Genomic DNA, 20488 nt, shown 5'->3' with positions numbered 1-20488 from the left:
GGCATCGAGACGCGCGCAGGCGGGCATAACGGACGGGCTGCTGACAGGCGCCTCCGTGACGCGAGCTGTTACTCTCACTTCCGGGTTGTAAAAGCCTCGCCGATCTGCCGCGCGCGCTTCACTTCGTCGCTGTGCAGGTAAATCGAGGTTGTGGAGACGGAAGCGTGCCGCAGGTTGTCGCGCACCGTGGTGAGTTCGGCGCCGTGCCCCAGCGCATAGGTGGCATGGGTGTGACGCATCCAGTGTAGGCTCGCGCGGCGCAGCTTCTCCGCGAGCGGCGGGTGATCGGTCTCGATCGCATTGGCGGCAAGGACGAGAAAGCGCTCGAGCACGCTCCACAGCCGCACACTGCTGATGGCCGCGTCACTGTCCGCTTCCAGGCTGCCGATGACCGGTGTGTCCGGCCGCCAGCGCGCCGTAGTAGTCGGCAACTGGCGCCCGGCCAGATAGCGGACCAGTGCGTCCCACGCGAGCGGCGGCAGCGCCACCCGTGCGATCTTGCCGCCTTTGCCGGTGACGCGCAGCCAGTGCTCGCCGCGTGCGTCCGTCTCGACGTGGCCGAGCGTCGCGCCGACCAGCTCACTCGCGCGCAAACCCGTCGCAAAGCCGAAATCGAGCAGGAACCGTAAGCGCTGCGCGGCCGGAACCGTCCAGCCGTGAGACCATTCCAGCCCCTCGGCCATCGTACGCACCAGCGCCCATTCCCCGTCGGTAAAGGCGCGCGACGCGTCGAGCGTCGATGCCGTCTTGCCGCCGCGCACCTTGATGCCGGCAAACGGATTGGCCAGCACGTAGCGCTGTTCGACCAGCCAGCGGAACAGGGCGCCGAGAATCGACAGCGCGTGCGCGACCGAGCGCGCCGAGAGGGTGCCGTTAAACGGCCGCCAGTCCGGTGACGTGCGGGGGCGCACCGGGCCGATCCAGCGTCTCCGCGGCGCCGGATGGCGCAGGAACGTCCGGTACGCGATCGCATCGTCGGTCGTGAGCGACGACAGCGCGCGGTCGCGTTCGACGATGGCCCAGAGGATCAGCCGCTCGGCTTCCTTGCGGTAGGTCCGCTGCGTGGCGGGCGACTCGTGCAGGGACAGCCACGTTTGCACGGCCTCGTAGTCGTTGGACGCGTCGAGCGTGCAGGTGGCGGGCGGTGCGCGGAACGTGCCGGCGGAGCCATCGACCTCGTGCGGCAATTTGAGGGTTTCCCACGGCACGATGTCGCCGCGCTGGCTCGCGACCACCAGCCCACGCCCCCTGTCCGTGAGCGCGGGCCAGGCGGCGAAGAACGCCTCGATCGAACGGGCGCTCGCCGTGCCGAGCCCCGGCACGGCCTTCCACCACTGGCGCCGGCGCGGAATGCGCACGGTGAGATCGGCGAGCGTCGTGATGCCGTACGCGTGCAGTACGCGCACCGCGCGCGGGGAAAACCACTGCGCGATGTCGTCGGCGATCTGCGGTTCCGGAGAGCGCGCCGTGCGCAGCGCATCGATTGCCTGCGCCACGCCTTTCGCTTGCTGCTCGCGTCCCGCTACAGGATGAGTGAGGAGTGCGACGAGATCGTCGCGATGGGCCGCGCGCGCAACGTCCAGCAGCTTGCCGCGGATGCGCCCGAGGACGCCGCGCGCCGATTTCCCGTCACCGAGTGCGGCGGGCAGGTAACGCGCCACGGCCTGCCGCACGGACACGCCGGCGTACCACGCGCGCAGCACGGCAAGCTCGTCGGCACCGGGAACACCGGATCCGGAAGATTCAGCGTCAGCAGCGGGCGCGGAGGGCAGGGTGAGGCGCTTTTTGGCTTTGTCGCAGTAAGGATCAAAGAGCGAGCGAGATCGATTCGCGAAGTACTGCTTACATTGCGAGCTCGTAGAATTGATCAGCGGCGGACGGATGGGCTCCGCGAGCACACTTCATCTGTCCTTTGGCGATCATGTGCATAATCTCAATGCCGGCCAGAAGGATCCGGGCACAGCGAAAGGTCTTGAACCCCAGCATGGGCCGCGTTCGTCGCTTGATCGCCCGATGATCCTGCTCGACCAGGTTATTGAGATATTTGGACTGGCGGATCCTGATGGGCGCTTCACGCTCGGCATTGATCGCCTCGAGCGCGGCGAGATTGGCGCCGCTTTTGTCGATGGTTACCGTCTCGGGCATACCGTTCTGGGCGATCGATTTCTCAAAGTAACGCCGGGCCGCAGTCTTGTCCCGATGGGCGCGCAGCAGAAAGTCAATGGTGTTGCCGTCCTTGTCGACGGCCCGGTAAAGATACCGCCATTCCCCCTTGACACGTATGTATGTTTCGTCCATCCGCCAGCTCTTACCCACCGGCCGTTTGCGGCGGCGAAACGCTTTCTCCATCACCGGCAGCAGCTTGATGGCCCAGCGGTGCACAGTCGAATGATCGACCGAAACGCCACGCTCAGCCATCATGTCTTCAAGGTGCCGTAGGCTCAGCGGATAGGCCACGTACCAGCGCACGCAGGTCAGAATCACGTCGAGCGGATAATGCAGGCGTTTGAGCACTCGGGCCACCGCCGGATTCATAGTCTTCATCGAGCTTTCAGTCGTTCGTGTCGTTCCGCCCATCATAGCCGACCGCCTTACTGCAACAGAACCCGGGTGGTCGCCGAAGCCAGCGGTCAGCGCGTGATCATCGAATCGGTGGACGAGGACGGCCGCACCTTCCGCAGCACGGTGAAATGGGCTAGTCTGACCGCTCTTCACGATCAGCTCTTCTGAACGGGATGACCCGGACCATGCAGCAGCTCGACATCTTCGCCGACAGCCGTGACGTGATGTTGCGCAACGACGTGCTGGCGCCGCTGCAGCGGCGCGATGCGGTGGCGGCGCGAACGGCACTGGCGCAGCTCGCCGGCGAATACCCGGACGACGGTGCGCTGCCCGCGATGACCGTGCTGGTCCGCGAACTCGGGAATGGATCGACCGGGCCCTTTGCTGACCATGCGGCGCTGGACATCGCCCACCGTCACCCGGAGGACGGGGTGGTGCCCGCCGCCCGGCGCGTGCTGCCCGCGCAGAGCGTCCACCCGTGGCTCGCACCATGCTGGCGAGCGCTCGCCAAGCGGGCCGCGTCCCTGGCCTTTCGCGGCGCCGGTGCCGGGAACCATGCCGAGAGCTACGCCGCACCGCTCTGGCTGCTGGCGGGCGACGGGGCGGCTGCGATTGAAGCAGTCGAAGCCATTGAGTCCTGGTGGCGCATCCCCGCACCCTTCGCGTGGATGACGGAGGCGCGCTACCGGGCTGATGGTCTGGATGCCGCGTGGCCACTGCTCGCTGGACTGGCGTGGCTCGCGCCCGCACGGTTCGCGGCGTTGCTGCCCGGACTGGGCGACGCGTCGCTCGACGCGCTACGCCAGCGCTTCGATGCGGAGTTCCCCGGCACCGGCGAGATCGACGATTACGCGTGGTTGCCGGCCTGGCTGCTGGTGGTCAAGCCGGCGCTCGCAGGCCGGCTGGGTGACGCCGGGACGCAACGTGAGGTTGCGGCATCGCGGGCCACGGTCCTGCTGGGCGAGATCCTGCGCCGGGAGCATGACGGCGACCAGCACGAACTCGTCAGTCTGCGTCAGGCGCTCAGTCGCCTGCATGCGGGCCTGTTCGACGTGTACATGGCCACACGGAAAGTGCAGCACCGGTGAGTATGACGATCGGCGGCCACGATTACCGCTGATGCCATAGTCGCATCGGCCAGTCGCGCGGAGGCACGGAGGCGACATGACATTGAAAGCGCAATGGTACCGGGACAGGCTCGCGAAAAAAAGCCGCAAGGGCTTCTGCGGCTACCCGGTCGCAACGGTGGCCTGCTATGGGCCCGATGACAGGCGGGCGACGAAGGTTGCCGTCGGCATCGTCGCGTACGAAGGCGCGGATGCTGATCCTGTTGAGCGGTGGTTCTGTGAAACGTCCGATGCGAGAGCCGATCCGGAAATCACCGAAGCAGTCGTCCGGTTCATTGAACAGCATGGTGCGCGTTCGGTCGTCGCCGTCGATCGCATCATCGGGTGCCCGCATGAGGAAGGCATCGACTATCCGGACGGCGAGACCTGTCCGCGGTGTCCGTTCTGGAGCGGCCGTGACCGGTGGAGCGGCGGGTTGATCAGGTGAGGCCAGTTGGGTGCCCTCGCGACTGTGCACGGGGCAGCCGGCGTTGAAGCTGGGTGATGCTATTTCACGCGCGGAAGACCTTCAACATGTCCAATATGCGGGACGACCCGGATTGTTCCGCTCCCGAGCTTGCTCCTACCATCAACTCCCCGTTGCCAATTGCAGCCAAACGCGCCATCGGTAATGCGTCGCCGGAAGCGACCTTGGCCGGGCAGGCATGGCCAAAGGCCAGTAGCCGGTGCAATCCCCTACGGCACCTACTCGAACGACCAGGAGACAGGAATGCTCAGCGCCCATGAATTTGCGACATTAATGCTCGTCAGGGACTCGGCCGACCATATTGCTGAGCGGCAGGAACTTGGCACGTTGCTCGAACGCCAGCTCGTCGCCATGGAGCAGCTTGCCGGCGGTGCCGTGCGGCTTCGCATTACGCAGGACGGAGATTCCGTGCTTCGGGCCTTCGCACGTTTTCACTGACATGTCGCACCCTATGAGCCCGCAAGCCAATATGATGCGGGCCTGACCGTTGTTCCCGACACTTGCCGCGGCCCAACTTCGAGGCCCGCCCAATCTGCACTGGGACAGCGCGAGCATGACGCCGTTTATGCGCTGAAGTTTACGACCGGGCTGACGACCGCGGCGGCTCGCGTCTGCTGCCAGGCGGGTCCGTACACGGCAACATGGCACGTCAGGCTGTTCGCCTCTTCGTCGCTGCATGCTAGCCGGGAAAGTGGGCGGACCAAACGCGGCTCGAGCACACGTCCGGGCGCGCCATACCGTCGACGCCTTACCTGGCGCTCGTCGCTTTCTCCGAACCATTACCTGTCTGGGCTGTCCCGATCGGCGGCACGGCGTCGTTCATTGACGGCAGCGTCTCCTTCGGCGCTGCCGCGGCGGCGTCCGGCTGGGCGGAGTCGGCCTTCAGGTAGTGGTCGACTAGCGCAAAGAAACGCTGATAGAAAACGCCGGCAGGAATCGTCTCGCTCGCAACTTTCACCATCGAGTCATCGCTTGAGCCGATCGGCAGCGACAGCGATCCGAACACGCTCAGTCCGACGCTCGCCGACGTGTTGCTCTTCTTCAGCGCATAGCGATCCTGCACTGCGTTCACGTACGCGATACTGCTGTTGCTTTTGGGGTCGTCGGTTGTACAGACCACATGGATTTCAATCACCGCGTGCGTATCGCCGGTGGGCTGGAAATTTTTCGAGCCGTCGACCGAATCGGGCCTCGTCGAACTGGCGATATATCCCTGGCTGAGCAACGCACGGCGGGCGGCTTCGCAGGCGAGCTCTGCCTTCCCGGCGAAATTGTGCATATAAGGGCTATCGCCTGCGTCGAACTGTTCTTGCTGGTAAAGCGGCTTCGGTGTCGAGCACGCAGACAGTGCGGTCGCAAGCGCAAGCACGAAAGCCGCGGAGAAAAAGCGGAACGGGGGATGCATGGCTGAATAGGTTGGACCGGCTCGAGCGGAGAAGGGGGCCGGCGCCAGATGGCCACGACACCCAATGCTCTTGCGCTGCATGAGAGGGACACATCATGCGGCCGATCCGGAAGTGAATGGGCCGGGCCATTATAGTTTTCTTTCCCTACAACAACCTTCGACGTTCTCGTGAGCGCAGATCCGTTACGTGGTACGGCGGATGTGGCAAGCTGATATGAGACGACGGCCTTCTCAAGTTGGTCGAGGAAAGGTGAAATTTTTGACAAAGAGTAGGACTGCAAATCAAAAAATGCGGACGCCAGATTTTGCCATTGTCCATTGACGCCGGGCCGCCAGGCGATCCTTCAATTCTGCCCGGTGTCGACCTGCATTCATCAGATGTCGAGGCAGCGCGAAGTGCTGCCGGATCAGGCCGAAGCATGAGAGGAAACCCCGTGTGCGATGTTGCGCAGCGTAGTCAAATCGGGCAGCCTTTTTTCGGAACTTGCGGACGGGATGTTTCAGGAGGCTGGGTGAACGTGGGGGCCTGCTGCTATTTCAACGCACGGCATCGCAGATGACATCCGCCGTCACGCCCCAAGCCTACATTGCGTTCGCCCGAGAGCTGTGCGATGCGGTAGGGGCGGGATAAATAGTCAAGCTGGCTCTGCGACCGCGGCTGACCTCAGTGGCTAATCCGCTGAGAATGCGGCAACCACACGGGAAGCAGGAGAATGGAGCGAGGAAAAATAAAGAAGAATGAGGCTCTGGATAAACCGGGCCCCGAAGAAAATCAACCAAGAAAAGTTGGTTCCACGCAGTGAGTTTCACACTGTCAGTTTTTGACGACTTTCAGATCGCTGATGACAGCGATCGCCGGTGCATGGGAAACGAGTGTTCGCGCTGCGGACGCTGAAAGCGGGGGAGCGCGTGTTGGAATACAGGGGTGAGGTGATTTCCTGGCGACGGGCCGCCCGCGCAGCACCGGCGAGACGGCATCGAGGGACACACGTTCTTTTTCGGGCTGGACGACGGCCGGGTGATCGACGGCAGCCGCGGGGGCAACAGCGCGCGCTGGCTGATCACTGCTGCTCGGTGAACTGCGAGGCAGTTGAGGAGGCGGGGCGCGTGTTCAACCACGCGATCCGGGACATTACGGCTGGCGGCGAACTCTTTATCGATTACCGACTGGAGACGGACGAGCCACTTGATGGTGACCTGTGTCGGTACTACGCGTGCCTGTGCGGTGGTGCCGCCGCACCATGCTCGGGCCCGGGAAGCGAGCGTTACCCGGGACGGGCCGGGTCATGCCGACGCCGGAGCACAGCTCGTCCGGAGTGGAGCGCAAACGGCTGGCCCCTGTCGCTTGCGCTGCCGGAATTGCCTGCAATGGGTGGACAGTCAACAAGGCAGGTGTCTGGCTGTGCTTCAAGGCCTGCGGTGCAACCAGTCCCGCATCGGATGGGTGTCCAGCCAGCGGAGTTGCCGGCTCCTGTGATGTTCACGTCGGTAGTGCTCCGTCACGAGGATGGCAGCCATGATCAGAACGATCACTCCCAGCATGATTCCCGAAATTGATTCGGCCATGGCGACCTCCTGTCGAGTCGCAAACATGCTTACAGTTTAGGGCAACGCTGATTAAGTCCACCGATCCGGTACCTCAAGCGTTATAGAAATCGGATTGAACGAAGAAGGCGAAACAGGATGAAGCAGCAGACGTTGGCGATGGCAGCCGATCAGGGGGCGGGTTTCGAGACCCACCGCAAACGCACGCGGCGCGACGAGTTTCTCGACACGATGAACGCAATCGTGCCATGGGCGCAACTGTGCGCGGTGATCGAGCCGCATTATCCGAAGCGTGGCAATGGCCGCCCGCCAATTGGTCTGGAGCGCATGCTGCGGATCCACTTCGTGCAACACTGGTTCAATCTGGCCGACTTCGCTTGCGAAGAGGCACTTTACGACAGCGCCAGCCTGCGTCGCTTTGCCGGAATTGACCTGGGTTGTGAAGCCGTACCGGACGCGACGACGCTGCTCAAATTCCGGCGCCTGCTGGAGACGCACAAACTGGGCGAGCAATTGTTTGCCGAAGTCGGCCGGGTGCTGCAGGCCAGCGGCATGAAGCTCAAAAGCGGCACCATCGTGGACGCGACGATCATCGGCGCGCCGAGCTCGACGAAGAATGAGCAGAAGGCGCGCGACCCCGAGATGCATCAGACCCGCAAGGGCAAGCAATGGTATTTCGGCGCCAAGCTGCACATCGGTGTGGACAGCCAGAGCGGCCTGGCGCACAGCGCGGTGCTCACGCCGGCCAACGTGCATGACAAGCATCCACTGCCGCAATTGCTGCACGGGCAGGAGCGGCGCGTCTACGGCGACAGCGCCTATGCGAGCCAGAAGGAGCTGATCCACAGCAAGGCGCCCAGGGCGCGCGACTTTACCAATCAGCGCACGCGCCGTGCGGGCGGCGAAGTCGACGAAGTGCAACGGGGCAAGAACCGCAACAAGTCGAAGATTCGCGCCCGGGTGGAACATGTCTTCGCCGTCGTGAAGCGACTGTGGGGATTTACGAAGGTGCGCTATCGCGGGCTGGCAAAGAACGCCAACCGGGCGTTCGTCGCGCTCGCACTGGCGAACGTCTACCTGTCGCGCAAGAAACTGATGGCACCGGTACGCCCATAGTGGGCGAAAGGCGGGCAACGCGCCCGCCCAACAGGCCTGCGAGGGCCGAAAAGCAATGACCTAAGCTCGGCCTCATGACTTGGCGACGTTCAAATTGCTGACACGCTGCCGAATTCGCGGCTTGTTCAGCGTAGCCTTAGGTGATGTGCCGGCGCGTCGGGTACTCTACCTGTTCCTTCTTGCTGCCGCCTCCTGCCGCCTTGCGCAGCCCAAACCGGGAAGGATTCGAAGAGGCTGCCACGAGCATGGGCGCGTTGATGACCCGGGTTTAGCGCTGCTTGTCCTACTCGGCAAACGGGGGCGCTACCAGGGGCAGCCTGGTCTGCCGAACGGTGATCTTGTCATCATCGCCGATCGGCTCCACATGGCATCCTCCTCGACCGACCACATTCGGCTTCGCTCGTTACGCAGACTGAAATCTGTAGGTTCGAGTATCGATTCGACCCTGACATGTGCGTTCGACGCTCTCATAAGGGCGAATTCCTGCCGTCCCGATGGCAGATCCGCGTGTGACCTCATAGGACCTCCGGCGCAAAGGCGCAAACGATTTGCCCGGCGCCATTACGTGCCGCCGCATCGCCAAGGCGCCCGATGCGGTTAGCGATGTCACGACGGACTGCAGGAGGAAAGCCTCAACGTTCCAGTGTCCGCGCTCCTGCAAAAGCTCGCCTTACCGGTTCATTTAATACCGAATGACGCAACTAACCGTCATGTTCGCCTGGTCCGCCCCTCCAACGTCGAGGCCGTTTCGCAATGACGGAGCCGCACACACCGACTTTTACCGCAGTGCCGCGACAGCGCTGCTGGCCGCTGGACGATTTTCCGTCTGTCACGCTCCGGCAGCCCGCGCTGGCCGGGAAAACGGAGGGGGCGGGCGCTACCTTGGGCACGTGCGTGCGCGTTTGCGTTCGGACCGCCCGTTGCCGTACGTTGCGGGTCTGGCCAACAACCGATCGAACATGAATAAACAGGAACTGATTGACGCGGTCGCAGCCCGCACCGGCGACACCAGGGCCGCCACCGGCGAAGTCATCGATGCAGTGCCAGGCGCCATCACGCGCGCGGTGACCGCTGGCGACACCGTGCAACTGTTCGGTTTCGGCTCGTTCCCGACGGGACAGCGTGCGGCACGCACCGGCCGCAATCTGTCGACGGGCGCTGAAATCCAGGTTGCCGCGGCAAAGTCGGTGAAGTTCACTGCCGGCAAGGTGTTCAAAGACGCGGTGAACGCACGGTGACGAAGACCGGCATCGCACCGGCCATCTACGCGGGCCTGCAGCGTGAAATCGCCGACGTAGTGGAGTCCGCGCGCGCGGCCGCCGCCCGCCGCGTCAACGCGTTGATGACGGCGACCTACCGGGAGATTGGCCGGCGCATCGTGGAGTTCGAGCAAGGCGGCGAACTCGGCTAGGCCAGCGGGTCGGTGGCACCCGGTCAACTGTCTCAGCTCGACCCTAAGCTGCCCCTCGCTGCCTTGAACTCGACGACAGCTGTGCGGCGGGAGCGGCCGGTGACCGCCTCGCCCTGTACTCGCGCTCGGCCACACAACCGTCATCGGTGGTGATATTGGTCCCGAGTATCCCCAATACCTTGAACAGCATGCCCCCTTCTTACCCCGCCCGGTTTTTGAGCGCGGGCATTCTGCTTGGAGAGCGCGGCGCTTGAGTAGCGGCAGAGCGGCGTGGGGCGCTTAGTCTGTTTCCCCGCTAAACCGCGTGAAGCGAAGCCGCTGGGCCCCCATGTGGGGATGCCAAGCAACTTTGAGCCCCTCGCGTTGTTGTCCCGGCAGGGCATACATCACGTTCACCGCCAAGTCACCCACGTGGTATAGCCACGTGGCAAACGCTACCTTGCCTTCCAGCTGCGCCGTATGGACGTCGGACCCACCTGCCATGACGACCGGCAGCGGCAGATGGCCAAAGGCAAGGTAGAGGTGCGGATGCGGGCGACCGCTCGTAATAGCTTCGCTGAAAGGCGCGATGTCGATGGGCATTCCGCCTTCGATCACCAGACAACCGAACAGCTTCGTGAAGTACAGGTGCACGAAGCGCATGGCGCGCCGCGTGTCGTAGGGAAATAGCCAGTTGGCGCGGAACGAGCCCTTGGCCAGCAACCTTGGCACTGCCGCGCGCAGCTCCCCCGAGCAGAGCTCCCAGGCGTAGTCATATGGCTGAGTGCGCGCGCTGTTGCAGGTCAGGCAGATGCGATGCGCGAATTTCAGCGTGTCCGACTTCAGGCTGCCGACGTGGATGTTGCGGCGTCTGGGCATTCCGGGGCGGTCACTGGCGTGGAAATAGAGGGGATGGCGCTGGGAGGGCTTGCCGAACAGCGCCTTCAGGTCAGATGCCTTGGCGAGGTGCTCGCGCGTTGCCGCCTCTTCCGCACCACAAATCCAGCATTTCATGGTCACCTTGGGTTGAGCATGACGAGCGCCGAAACTTCGGCCACTTTACCAGAGCGGGTTCAGTTCAACCGCACGGCACGAAATGACCGTCCTGGTCATACATGCCGTAGGCGAAGCGGACATGCCAGGCGGCCTGCACATTTTCGGGCAGCAACCCCACGGACATAGGCATCCCAGCGAACGGCTTCATGTGCTTGGCGCTCATATGGGCGACGAGCATCTCGAACGTGTCGAGAAGATGCGTCCTGACCTGCTCCATGAAGGAGGTAATCGGGCAGCGCGCGAGCAAGCTGCCCCGAAAGTCAACCTCGATGGTCGGTGGAGCAATCCCGCCGCCGGGGTCGGGCTCGAAGTCGCGAATGGTCGCGCCGGGCAAGTGATGCTCGAGGCAGTCGCGGGTGTTGCGCACGAGCTTCAGCACAGGGACCGCTAGTTCAAGCACCTTGCAAAACGGGTCGCCCTCGCCGTAGAGACGCTTTGCTAGCGACCGGAGGTCGTCCCAATTCTTCCCCTTCTGCTCGGGGAAAAACAGCCGCACGATGTCCATGAGCTTCACTACGAAGTGGTCGGCCTTCTGGGCAAAAGTCTTGCACTGGCTCTGAACGCCACCGATGGCAGGCACGGTCTGGCTTCTATCCTTCGCCGGGCTCGCTCTCACCTTGTCGATTGCGGCTTGCTCCGACGCTGCGAAGCTTTCGCAAGTCTCGTGCAACGCCGCCAGTTCCGCCAGCGCTTCGAGCGTCAGCTCCATTGCCTTCTCGATGTCGATGGATAGGAACTCCTTGCGAAACAAGACTTTCGCCTGCATGAATGTCCGTCGCAGCAGCTCGGAGTCAGTGCCAACGTCGAAAAGCTTTTGCTGGAAGACGGGGGGGAGGGCAGGATTTTTCCGGTCGGGGTCTACTTGGTCTGCCATCTGGACGCGGTAGGTGCACTTTTCAGTGACGATGTAGAGGAACTTGCCGAGCGACAGCATTTCCCTAATGGACGTCTTGTCGTCGGGATTGTTCAGGGTGAACGAACCTCCGGCATCTCTGCTATGGCGGGGATCTGTCATGGCTTCTCCTGATTCGCAACGACGCACAGCGTGGCTCCGGGCAACGACTTCCGCCGATCCAGCGGCCGCAATGGGGCGCCAATCAGCGCGCCAGCGCCGAGACGCGATGGACCGCTTCGGCCTTGACTTGCCACCGGCACCCGCTCGGTGTCCGGCAGCTCCTGGCCGACTGCTGCCTGCTGGCGTTCAAGGCTGGATTGCGTCGTCGCCGAGGCTCTGCATCAGAGTCTTCGCGTTACGCTGCCCCTGGTCCTCGTAATTGTTGTTCTCTACACCGACAACCGTTACCGGCGACATCGGAGGACCGTGAACGACCCACTTCTGCCGTTGGACGCCTCATCATGTAGACGGCAGCTTCCGAGGCGCAACGGTCATCCGTGCCTCCGCGGCTGCCAGTACGCTCCCTGCCTTTACCTACGGTCGCAGATCGCAAAGATCGTGTCTCACGGCTTTGTCCGGTGGCGTTGGCGAGCCGGAAAATTGTCGAGAGATGGGCCACGCTGACGGCACCCGCATGAAGTCTGAGGGAGGGCGGAGGGTCACGAACCAGGAGCGCCTCTGCAGCGAACCTCCGCGGCCCGGTTCGGGTCGGCCTTGGCCACGGCGCCGAAGCCGCGTCGGTGGCGCGCCAGGCCCCGCCCGCGCCAGCCCCCCCATTCGACGGCACAGTCCGAGTAGCGTGCAGATCCTCACCGCGGCCCTCCGACCCAATCCCGATGGCGCCGCGGTCGCCGAAGTGTATCCTGACGAGACGCTTGCGGCTGTAGAACGTTGCAGTCCATAGCGATGCCGTCGCGCGACTTCCTTTTCGAGCGCACCCGGCCCGTTAGGCGGACGGATGTTAACGTCCTCTTAACTCAATAACAGGCAGCAGTCCGACGGCAGAGTGCGACAGATAAACGCGTACGTATGGTTCCGGCGCGATGCGTAACAGCTTTCAAATCTTGTGGGACGATGGCGAGCGCGTCTTCTCTCGAGGGCGGCGCCCGGGCGATGGCGATGGCGACAACGTCCTGATTGCGCGGCCCGCCGCCGAACATCCACCACCGGCCAGCCTCGTTCGCCTCGCTCACGAGTTCGGGCTGAGGGATGAACTCGATGGCGGGTGGGCAGTGCGACCGCTGGAGCTGGTGCGCGAAGGCGGCCAGACCCTGCTGGTGCTTGAGGATCCTGGCGGCGAGCCGCTCGCGCGGCTGCTCAGCGCGCCCATGGAGGTGGGCAGTGTTTTGCGCCTCGCCGTCGGCATCGCCGCGGCGCTCGGCAAGCTCCATCAGCGCGGCCTCGTCCATAAGGACCTCAAGCCGGCTCATATCCTGGTGAACTGCGCGGACGGCCACGCGCGGCTCACCGGCTTCGGCCTCGCCTCGCGGCTGCCGCGCGAACGACAGGCGCCCGCGCCGCCCGAGACCATCGCCGGCACGCTCGCCTACATGGCGCCCGAGCAGACCGGCCGGATGAACCGCTCGATCGATTCGCGCAGCGACCTCTATTCGTTTGGCGTCACACTCTATCAGATGCTCACCGGCGCGCTGCCGTTTACGGCCGCCGACCCCATGGAATGGGTGCACTGCCATATCGCCAGAAAGCCGGTGCCGCCAAACGAGAGGGTGGAGAGGATCCCGGTTCCGGTCTCCCAGATCGTCATGAAGCTGCTCGCCAAGACGGCCGAGGCGCGCTACCAGACCGCGGCCGGCGTCGAGCGCGATCTGCAGCACTGCCTGGCCGATTGGGAGCGTCAGCACCGCATCGACGACTTCCCGCTGGGCGAACACGACACGCCCGACCGGCTGCTGATCCCCGAGAAACTGTACGGGCGGGCGCGCGAGATCGAAACCCTGCTCGCGTCCTTCGACCGCGTCGTCGAAGGCGGCGCACCGGAGTTGATACTGGTGTCCGGCTATTCCGGGATCGGCAAATCCGCGCTCGTCAATGAGCTGCACAAGGTGCTGGTGCCATCGCGCGGGCTCTTCGCCTCGGGCAAGTTCGACCAGTACAAGCGCGACATTCCCTATTCGACGCTGGTGCAGGCGTTTCAAGGCCTGGTGCGGCCGCTTCTCGGCAAGAGCGACACGGAGCTGGCGATCTGGCGCGGCGCGTTGCTGGAGGCGCTGGACCCGAATGCGCGGCTCATGACCGACCTCATCCCCGAACTGAAGCTCATTATCGGTGACCCGCCGCCGGTCCCGGAGCTCGAGCCGCAGCACGCGCAAAGCCGTTTCCAGCTCGTATTGCGCCGATTCATTGGCGTATTTGCCCGACCGGACCATCCGCTGGCGCTCTCTCTCGATGATCTGCAATGGCTCGATGCAGCGACGCTCGACCTGCTGGAGGACCTGCTGACCCGCTCGGACCTGCAACACCTGATGCTGATCGGCGCTTACCGGGACAATGAGGTCGATGCCAGCCATCCTCTGATGCGCAAGCTTGAATCGATTCGAAACGCCGGCGCGAAGATCGAGGAGATCACGCTTGAGCCTTTCGCCCCTGATGACCTCGAACAGTTGATGGCCGATGCGCTTCACTGCGAGCCGGAGCGCGCCGCGCCCTTGGCGCAACTGGTGCATGACAAAACCGCGGGCAATCCGTTCTTCGTGATTCAGTTTCTGCACGTACTTGCGGACGAGGATTTGCTCACCTTCGATTATGACGTGGCGTGCTGGTCCTGGAATCTCGATCGCATTTACGCCAAGGGTTACACCGAGAATGTCGTCGACCTGATGGTTGGCAAACTGACCCGCCTGCCGGCCGACACGCAGCAGGCGTTGCAGCTACTGGCCAGTCTCGGCAACACCGCCGCGATCACGATGCTTGCGATCGTTCTCGGGACTTCGGAGGAGCAGGTGCAGGCGGCGCTGTGGCCGGCGGTCCGTGAGGAACTGATCGAGCGCCTGGAAGGTTCGTACAGATTCATCCACGACCGGGTCCAGGAAGCCGCCCATTCGCTGATCCCGGAAGCATCCCGCGCCGAGGTCCACCTCCGGATCGGTCGCTTGCTGGCGGCGCACACAACTCCCGGGAAGCGGGAGGAGGCGATCTTCGACATCGTCAGTCAGCTCAACCGCGGCGCCGCGCTGATCACCGACCACGAGGAACGGGACCAACTCGCCCAGTTCAATCTGATCGCAGGCAAGCGCGCCAAGGGGGCCACCGCCTACGCCGCGGCGCTCGCCTATCTCGTCGCTGGTGCGGCGCAGTTGGCGGAGGATTGCTGGGCGCGACGGCATGAGCTGATCTTTGCGCTGGAGCTGAATCGGGCCGAATGCGAATTCCTCACCGGCCAGTTATCGGTCGCAGAGGAGCGATTGGCGGCGCTGTCGACTCGTGCCACGACAACGGTCGAACAAGCGCTCGTCGCGTGCTTGCACATTGATGTCTGCATGGCCCTCGATCAGGCCGGCCGCGCGACCGCCGTTGGTCTCAACTACCTCCGGCAGGTCGGTATCGCGTGGTCCCCCCATCCGGAGGACGAGGAGGTGCGACGCGAATACGAGCGCATCTGGTCACTGCTTGGGAGCCGGACGATCGAGGAACTCATCGATTTGCCGCCGATGCGAGACGCGGCATCCTTCGCGACCGTCGAGGTTCTGAGTAAGCTCGTGCCGTCGGCCGTGTTTACGGATGCGAACCTGGCTGCCCTGACGACCTGCAAGGCGGTCTGTCTGAGCCTCGAGCGCGGCAACTGCGATGCTTCGTGTTACACCTACGTCCAGCTCAGCAAGATTGCCGGACCGTGTTTTGGCGACTATCAGGACGGATTTCGATTCGGCCAGCTCGGCTACGAGCTGGTCGAACGACGCGGGCTAAAACGCTTCGAGGCGAGCACCTATCTTTGCTTCTCGCTTTTTGTCGTGGGCTGGACAAAACACGTACGGGCTTGCCGTGATCTGCTGCGCCGAGCGTTCGAAGCGGCGAACCGGATCGGGGACCTCACGCATGGGGCCTACACGTGCAGCCTTCTCAACTCGGACCTGCTCTTCGCCGGCGAGCCGCTGCCCGCGGTGCAAGGCGAAGCCGAACACGGCCTCGCGTTCGCCGAGAAGGCGCGGTTCGGCCTTTCAATTGACATCATTACAACGCAACTCGCGCTGGTACGGACGCTCCGCGGCTTGACGCCAAAATTCGGTTGCTTTGACGACGGGCAGTTCGCCGAGCTTCGCACCGAAAACCATCTGTCCAGCAACCCGGCCCTGGCGATCGCTGCGTGCTGGTACTGGATCCGGAAGTTGCAGGCGCGCTATATGGCCAGCGACTATGCGGCGGCTGTGGACGCCACATCGAAGGCGCAACCGCTGCTCTGGACCTCAGTTTCGTTCTTCGAGGAAGCCGACTATCACTTTTACGGCGCGCTGGCCCGAGCCGCATACTGGGACTGCGGCGACGCCGCACGAGCCAGCGATCGGCAGCAGCACCTGGACGCTGTGGCTGCGCATCACAAGCAGCTGCAGGTCTGGGCGAAAAACGGCCCAGAGAATTTCGGGAACCGCGCCGCGCTGGTCGGTGCCGAGATCGCCCGCATCGAAGGCCGCGTGGTTGATGCCGAGCAGTTGTACGAACAGGCCATCCACTCGGCCCAGGCAAACGGCTTTGTCCACAATGAGGCACTCGCGAACGAACTCGCCGGGCGGTTCTACGCGGCGCGCGGTCTTGAGAAGATTGCCCGTCTGTATTTGCGGGACGCCCGCTATGGCTATCTGCGTTGGGGCGCCGACGGCAAGGTGCGACAACTCGAGGAGAGGTATCCGCACCTGAGGACAGAAGAGTCCGCGCCCGACCCGACAAGCACGATCGCGACGCCGGTCGAGCACCTCGATCTCGCCACGGTCATCAAGGTGTCGCAGGCGGTCTCGGGCGCGATAGTGCTGGAGAAGCTGCTGGATACGCTCATGCGCACGGCCACAGAGCAGGCGGGCGCCGAGCGCGGCCTGTTGATTCTGTCGGACGGCGGCGAACAACGGATAGCAGCGGAAGCGACGACCGGCGGCGACGCGACCCAGTTGCAGCTGCGCGATGTGCCGGTGAGCGCGGCGATGCTGCCGGAGTCGGTCCTCTACCACGTCCTGCGCACCCGCGAGAGCGTCATTCTCGACGATGCCGTGGCCGAGCCCCCGTTTGCGACCGATCCTTACATCCGTGAGCATCGTGCCCGTTCAATTCTCTGCCTGCCCCTGATGAATCAGGCCAGGCTGACCGGCGCGCTCTACCTCGAAAACAGTCTGACTGTCCGCGTGTTCAGCCCGGCCCGGATCGCCGTGCTGAAGCTGGTGGCCTCGCAGGCCGCGATCTCGCTGGAGAACGCCCGTTTGTACCGCGACCTCGCGGAACGCGAAGCGAAGATCCGGCGCCTCGTCGACGCGAATATCATCGGCATCGGCGTCTGGAATGCCGAAGGTGACATTCTTGAGGCCAATGACGCATTTCTTCGCATGGTGGGATACGAGCGTGAGGACCTCGTCTCGGGTCGCGTACGCTGGACGGACCTCACTCCCCCGGAATGGCGCGAGGGCGACGAACGAGCGCTGCGAGAGATCGCGGAGACGGGGCGCGCGCAGCCGAGCGAAAAGGAGTTCGTCAGGAAGGACGGCAGCCGTGTGCCCGTCATGATCGGTGCGGCCAGTATCGAAGCAGGTGGCAAGGAATGTGTCTCGTTCGTGCTCGATCTGACCGGGCGCAAGCGGGCGGAGGAAGAAGCCCGCGAGAGCGAGCGGCGCTACCGCGAGGTGCAGACGGAGCTGGCGCATGCGAACCGCGTGGCCACTATGGGGCAGCTCACGGCCTCGATCGCCCATGAGGTCAACCAGCCGATCGCCGCGACGGTCACCAACGCCCAGGCTGCGCTGCGCTGGCTGAGCGCCCAGCCGCCTGCGGTGGAGAAGGTCCGGCAGGCGCTTAGCCGGATCGTCAATGACAGCAATCGGGCGGGGGATGTGATCGGCCGGATCCGTGAGCTGATCAGGAAGGCGCCACCACGGAAGGAACGGATGGACCTCAACGAGGCGATCCGCGAGGTGATCGAGCTCACGCGTGGCGAAGCAACGAAGCGCGGCGCCTCGGTGCAGACGCGACTCGCGGGGGGGTTGCCGCATGTCGAAGGCGACCGAGTGCAACTGCAGCAAGTCCTCCTCAACCTGGTCATCAACGCGATCGAGGCCATGAGCAGCGTCAGCGATGGCGTGCGAGAAATGCTCGTCAGCACAGCGGAAGCCGACTCGGGCTATTTGCTCGTGGCGGTGCGCGATTCGGGGCCGGGCTTTACCGCGGACAGCGCCGAACACGTTTTCGCCCCGTTCTATACAACGAAGCCGACCGGTTTGGGGATGGGACTGTCGATCTGCCGCTCGATCATCGAAGCACACGGCGGCCGATTGTGGGCGAGCGCGAACGTGCCGCGCGGCGCTGTCTTTCAGTTCACCGTGCCGGTTTATCCAGAACTTTCATCGTGATTGCACGCAGCACGAGCACTTTTCTGGCGGTTGCGGTCCGCGAGCCGGCTGAGCCGGCGATGCGGCAGCTAGGGTCGATCGGCCAGCGTCCGCTGTCTGGCTCGAAGCCGACGTTGCAATGTCCGCCGCGGCGCGCCTACGAGTGTCTCAAGATGGCCGATCGGCGCCGATGCGGCAGCCTGCCCTCGCACTGAAATGACGGGCCGAGGACATTTTGTCAATCAAGGAGCTCTACGGGTGAATCTGACACGCGACGCCGCGTTCGTATCAGGCGACACGCGATTTGCACGGCCCCTCGGAAGTTTGTGAGACACACGGTAAAGCGTACCAAGGAAGCCGCGGTATTGTCGTACGGAAGAAGGCTTTTCCACCAGATAAGGGACTCCCGCATTTGCCCGGGAAAACTCAGGGGCCGTCGCGATGTTGTGGGCGAACGTTGGCCATGGCATCGCTTTGGCGGAAGGTGCTAGACGTACGATCAGAGATAGCCATGAGCAGCACGAAAAAAAAACCGACTTCGACGGACGGGGGCCTGTTGCCGGCCAGCCTCGCCGACGCGCAGCTCGACCACTTCGAACGCATAGCCCAGTACGTCACGCGCGTGAACGCTGAAAACACTTTTCGTGGGCTCGATCACGAGTATTGGGAAAGGCGCCTTGGCAGGTTGGCGGAAACACATGACCTTGTAGCCGTTCAGCGGCGCCGGGTCTTCCGGCTCCTCGACCTGCTCAAGCGGCACGCATCGGTCAGCATATGCAACCGCACCGCTGCCTGACGCCGGCCGGGGAAAACCGGACGTCAGCCTGGGGGCCGATAAGAGAACACGGTGGCGATTCCGATCCGGCAAACGGGCGCTCGCGGATAATGTCCATCTACGGTTCGTCCCTGTGGACCGGTCAAGTACGCCGCTAATCATGCGCCGTGTACCAGTCGGGTGAGGAGGAGTCCATCCCATTGTTCCTGGCCGGCTCCTGCCGATTTATGCCGCGGCTACAACCCGCTCCCGGCAACCTGACTTTACAGACCCCAGTCCGATCGGCGCGGGAGTCACCGCAGTCGAATAGCACCGCGTGCTCAACCTTCTTGCGCATTTATGTGGTGCCTGCCGCCGGCCAGGTAGCATGTCGCTCCAGCCTGTCCTGTTCGCGTCGGAGCAGCGGGGCATACCCGTGCAAGTCCCGCGGCGCGATATCAAAGGCGCGACGGAATGCGCGCGTAAAACTCGACGCACTATTGAAACCAAGCCCCGAGGCAATGTCCTGCACTTCGAGATGAGGAAAGCGGACCAGTTCATCAGCCGCCATTCGCAGCCTGCGGCTGGCGATATAAGTGGCCAGGCCGCCTTCATGCTCGAACAGTCGGTACACGCTGGCGCGCGATAAATGAAGCGACGCCAACACGCTGTCAGGCGACAAATCCGGGTCGTGCAGATTGGCCTCGACATAGCGCCGAACTTGTCCGTACGCTGCGGCGCGCACCGCAGCGCGAGCGTTACCGGATAGGCCCGCTTGTCGGCTGAATGCCGCGGCCAGCAGTTCGACCGCGGTGAGAAAAGACTGATGTGCCTCGTCTTTGCTCAGGCCGACGATTTGTCGATTGAGCGCGACCAGATGAGCAATCAGCATGCGCGTCAAGGGCGTCGTGGCTTCGACCTGGCGGCCATGCAGCGACGCGGCGTCGGGGAACGCTTTTTCGACCAGGGCGCGCGGCACAAAGAACAGCAGTATCCGGCTATGAAAACTCCGGACTGTGCACGGCTGATCCATGTCCAGCGCGAGGATGGTCGGCCCGGAAGATAACTGCGGTGCGTCGCGCCGTTGCTTGCCGCCCAGGAATTGGCCGGGCAGACCCTTCAGGAACACGCTGAAGCTAACGTCGCGTATGCTTTCCGTCGACACTCGTCCCAGCGACCGCACGGCCAGATTGGGACTGGTGCGGAAATCGAAAAAACTCAGATTGTCGATAGTGTAGCGAGAGAGCGCCGCGTCGAACGTCTCGTCACCGTGCTTCGAGGCAGCCTGGATGTCGTAGACCGGATTCATGCGCTCCTGCCAGGCGAGGAAGCTGTGACGGGCGTCGCCTTGCACGCTGAAATTGCTGTGCACGATGCCCGGCGCAAGCTTGGGCGGCTCCGGCGGTAACAACAAGTGGCTCAATGGCATACGGGCGGGCGACAGTTCGTTGGTCCATTGGTGCGCATCGCTGGTTTCCGTCCAGTTGTGGTCCGCCCGGTGCGGCGAGTTTCCATGTCAAGTCAGAAGGCCGCCCCGTGCGCGCCTATTGGGTGACAAAGAAGAATATCCTGTCCGGGCTGCCGAAGCCATGGAAGGCTTAAAGCGACCCAGGCGGTTCTTAGCCTTCATCCA

General features: G+C 63.6%; 14 protein-coding genes and 3 pseudogenes. 9 read left to right on the top strand and 8 right to left on the bottom strand.

The window, feature by feature from the left end; all coding sequences use genetic code 11:
• Positions 1-74: 74 nt before the first annotated feature.
• The gene (locus tag OKW39_RS26935) at positions 75-1772 is read right to left on the bottom strand and encodes a phage integrase family protein (protein WP_429564272.1); all 1698 of its coding nucleotides are present in this window, start codon (positions 1770-1772) and stop codon (positions 75-77) included.
• 70 nt (positions 1773-1842) lie between these two features.
• Positions 1843-2544, bottom strand: coding sequence for an IS6 family transposase (locus OKW39_RS26930; protein WP_429564050.1), 702 nt, complete (start codon positions 2542-2544; stop codon positions 1843-1845).
• Between the two features lie 203 nt (positions 2545-2747).
• On the opposite strand from OKW39_RS26930, the gene OKW39_RS26925 reads away from it, so the two are divergent.
• The 3 genes from OKW39_RS26925 (at position 2748) to OKW39_RS26915 (ending at position 4593) form a co-directional block, all read left to right on the top strand.
• Complete coding sequence (locus OKW39_RS26925) at positions 2748-3650, top strand: hypothetical protein (protein WP_429564049.1); 903 nt, start codon at positions 2748-2750, stop codon at positions 3648-3650.
• A gap of 76 nt (positions 3651-3726) precedes the next feature.
• The gene (locus OKW39_RS26920) at positions 3727-4116 is read left to right on the top strand and encodes a hypothetical protein (protein WP_429359813.1); all 390 of its coding nucleotides are present in this window, start codon (positions 3727-3729) and stop codon (positions 4114-4116) included.
• A 282-nt stretch (positions 4117-4398) separates the two neighbouring features.
• Positions 4399-4593, top strand: a complete 195-nt coding sequence (locus OKW39_RS26915) for a hypothetical protein (protein WP_187639048.1) — start codon at positions 4399-4401, stop codon at positions 4591-4593.
• A 367-nt stretch (positions 4594-4960) separates the two neighbouring features.
• Here the strand turns inward: OKW39_RS26915 and OKW39_RS26910 are convergent.
• Together OKW39_RS26910 and OKW39_RS26905 are read right to left on the bottom strand one after the other, a co-directional pair.
• A pseudogene (locus OKW39_RS26910) lies at positions 4961-5560 on the bottom strand (DUF2242 domain-containing protein); the annotation flags it as partial.
• Between the two features lie 282 nt (positions 5561-5842).
• Positions 5843-6001: pseudogene (locus tag OKW39_RS26905) on the bottom strand (IS6 family transposase); the annotation flags it as partial.
• A 417-nt stretch (positions 6002-6418) separates the two neighbouring features.
• Here OKW39_RS26905 and OKW39_RS26900 point away from each other — a divergent pair.
• A pseudogene (locus tag OKW39_RS26900) lies at positions 6419-6664 on the top strand (SET domain-containing protein-lysine N-methyltransferase); the annotation flags it as partial.
• 303 nt (positions 6665-6967) lie between these two features.
• On the opposite strand, the gene OKW39_RS26895 reads toward OKW39_RS26900, so the two are convergent.
• Positions 6968-7126, bottom strand: a complete 159-nt coding sequence (locus OKW39_RS26895; RefSeq protein WP_167368858.1) for a hypothetical protein — start codon at positions 7124-7126, stop codon at positions 6968-6970.
• A gap of 117 nt (positions 7127-7243) precedes the next feature.
• On the opposite strand from OKW39_RS26895, the gene OKW39_RS26890 reads away from it, so the two are divergent.
• From OKW39_RS26890 to OKW39_RS26880, 3 genes are all read left to right on the top strand, one after another.
• The gene (locus OKW39_RS26890) at positions 7244-8221 is read left to right on the top strand and encodes an IS5 family transposase (RefSeq protein ID WP_429359811.1); all 978 of its coding nucleotides are present in this window, start codon (positions 7244-7246) and stop codon (positions 8219-8221) included.
• A gap of 959 nt (positions 8222-9180) precedes the next feature.
• On the top strand, positions 9181-9459 hold the full coding sequence (locus OKW39_RS26885; RefSeq protein ID WP_429360668.1) for an HU family DNA-binding protein: 279 nt from the start codon (positions 9181-9183) through the stop codon (positions 9457-9459).
• On the top strand, positions 9456-9632 hold the full coding sequence (locus tag OKW39_RS26880; RefSeq protein WP_429332863.1) for a DUF1016 N-terminal domain-containing protein: 177 nt from the start codon (positions 9456-9458) through the stop codon (positions 9630-9632). The genes OKW39_RS26885 and OKW39_RS26880 overlap by 4 nt, the downstream gene beginning before the upstream one ends.
• 279 nt (positions 9633-9911) lie before the next feature.
• Here the strand turns inward: OKW39_RS26880 and OKW39_RS26875 are convergent, their stop codons facing one another.
• The gene (locus OKW39_RS26875) at positions 9912-10625 is read right to left on the bottom strand and encodes a hypothetical protein (RefSeq protein WP_429564048.1); all 714 of its coding nucleotides are present in this window, start codon (positions 10623-10625) and stop codon (positions 9912-9914) included.
• 64 nt (positions 10626-10689) lie between these two features.
• Positions 10690-11682 carry a hypothetical protein gene (locus OKW39_RS26870; protein WP_429359801.1) on the bottom strand — a complete coding sequence of 331 codons (993 nt, stop codon included), beginning with the start codon at positions 11680-11682 and terminating at the stop codon, positions 10690-10692.
• Positions 11683-12605: 923 nt separating this feature from the next.
• Between OKW39_RS26870 and OKW39_RS26865 the strand changes: the two genes are divergently transcribed.
• On the top strand, positions 12606-18122 hold the full coding sequence (locus OKW39_RS26865) for a trifunctional serine/threonine-protein kinase/ATP-binding protein/sensor histidine kinase (protein WP_429564047.1): 5517 nt from the start codon (positions 12606-12608) through the stop codon (positions 18120-18122).
• Positions 18123-18612: 490 nt separating this feature from the next.
• Complete coding sequence (locus OKW39_RS26860; RefSeq protein ID WP_429359797.1) at positions 18613-18897, top strand: hypothetical protein; 285 nt, start codon at positions 18613-18615, stop codon at positions 18895-18897.
• A gap of 316 nt (positions 18898-19213) precedes the next feature.
• On the opposite strand, the gene OKW39_RS26855 is transcribed toward OKW39_RS26860, so the two are convergent.
• Entirely contained in the window at positions 19214-20284 is a 1071-nt protein-coding gene (locus OKW39_RS26855; protein WP_429359795.1) for a helix-turn-helix domain-containing protein, read from the bottom strand.
• Positions 20285-20488 lie beyond the last annotated feature (204 nt).

It is taken from the genome of Paraburkholderia sp. MM6662-R1 (assembly GCF_050436245.1).
GTDB lineage: Bacteria > Pseudomonadota > Gammaproteobacteria > Burkholderiales > Burkholderiaceae > Paraburkholderia > Paraburkholderia tuberum.
Note: the sequence above shows the minus strand (reverse complement) of the source record. Positions and strands in the feature narration are given on the sequence as shown.

Coding starts and splice junctions, on each gene's coding strand:
- OKW39_RS26865 (WP_429564047.1), top strand. CDS start 12,606: ATGCGTAACAGCTTTCAAATCTTGTGGGACGATGGCGAGCGCGTCTTC.
- OKW39_RS26925 (WP_429564049.1), top strand. CDS start 2,748: ATGCAGCAGCTCGACATCTTCGCCGACAGCCGTGACGTGATGTTGCGC.
- OKW39_RS26895 (WP_167368858.1), bottom strand. CDS start 7,126: ATGGCCGAATCAATTTCGGGAATCATGCTGGGAGTGATCGTTCTGATC.
- OKW39_RS26855 (WP_429359795.1), bottom strand. CDS start 20,284: ATGCCATTGAGCCACTTGTTGTTACCGCCGGAGCCGCCCAAGCTTGCG.
- OKW39_RS26915 (WP_187639048.1), top strand. CDS start 4,399: ATGCTCAGCGCCCATGAATTTGCGACATTAATGCTCGTCAGGGACTCG.
- OKW39_RS26920 (WP_429359813.1), top strand. CDS start 3,727: ATGACATTGAAAGCGCAATGGTACCGGGACAGGCTCGCGAAAAAAAGC.
- OKW39_RS26870 (WP_429359801.1), bottom strand. CDS start 11,682: ATGACAGATCCCCGCCATAGCAGAGATGCCGGAGGTTCGTTCACCCTG.
- OKW39_RS26875 (WP_429564048.1), bottom strand. CDS start 10,625: ATGAAATGCTGGATTTGTGGTGCGGAAGAGGCGGCAACGCGCGAGCAC.
- OKW39_RS26890 (WP_429359811.1), top strand. CDS start 7,244: ATGAAGCAGCAGACGTTGGCGATGGCAGCCGATCAGGGGGCGGGTTTC.
- OKW39_RS26860 (WP_429359797.1), top strand. CDS start 18,613: ATGAGCAGCACGAAAAAAAAACCGACTTCGACGGACGGGGGCCTGTTG.
- OKW39_RS26885 (WP_429360668.1), top strand. CDS start 9,181: ATGAATAAACAGGAACTGATTGACGCGGTCGCAGCCCGCACCGGCGAC.
- OKW39_RS26930 (WP_429564050.1), bottom strand. CDS start 2,544: ATGAAGACTATGAATCCGGCGGTGGCCCGAGTGCTCAAACGCCTGCAT.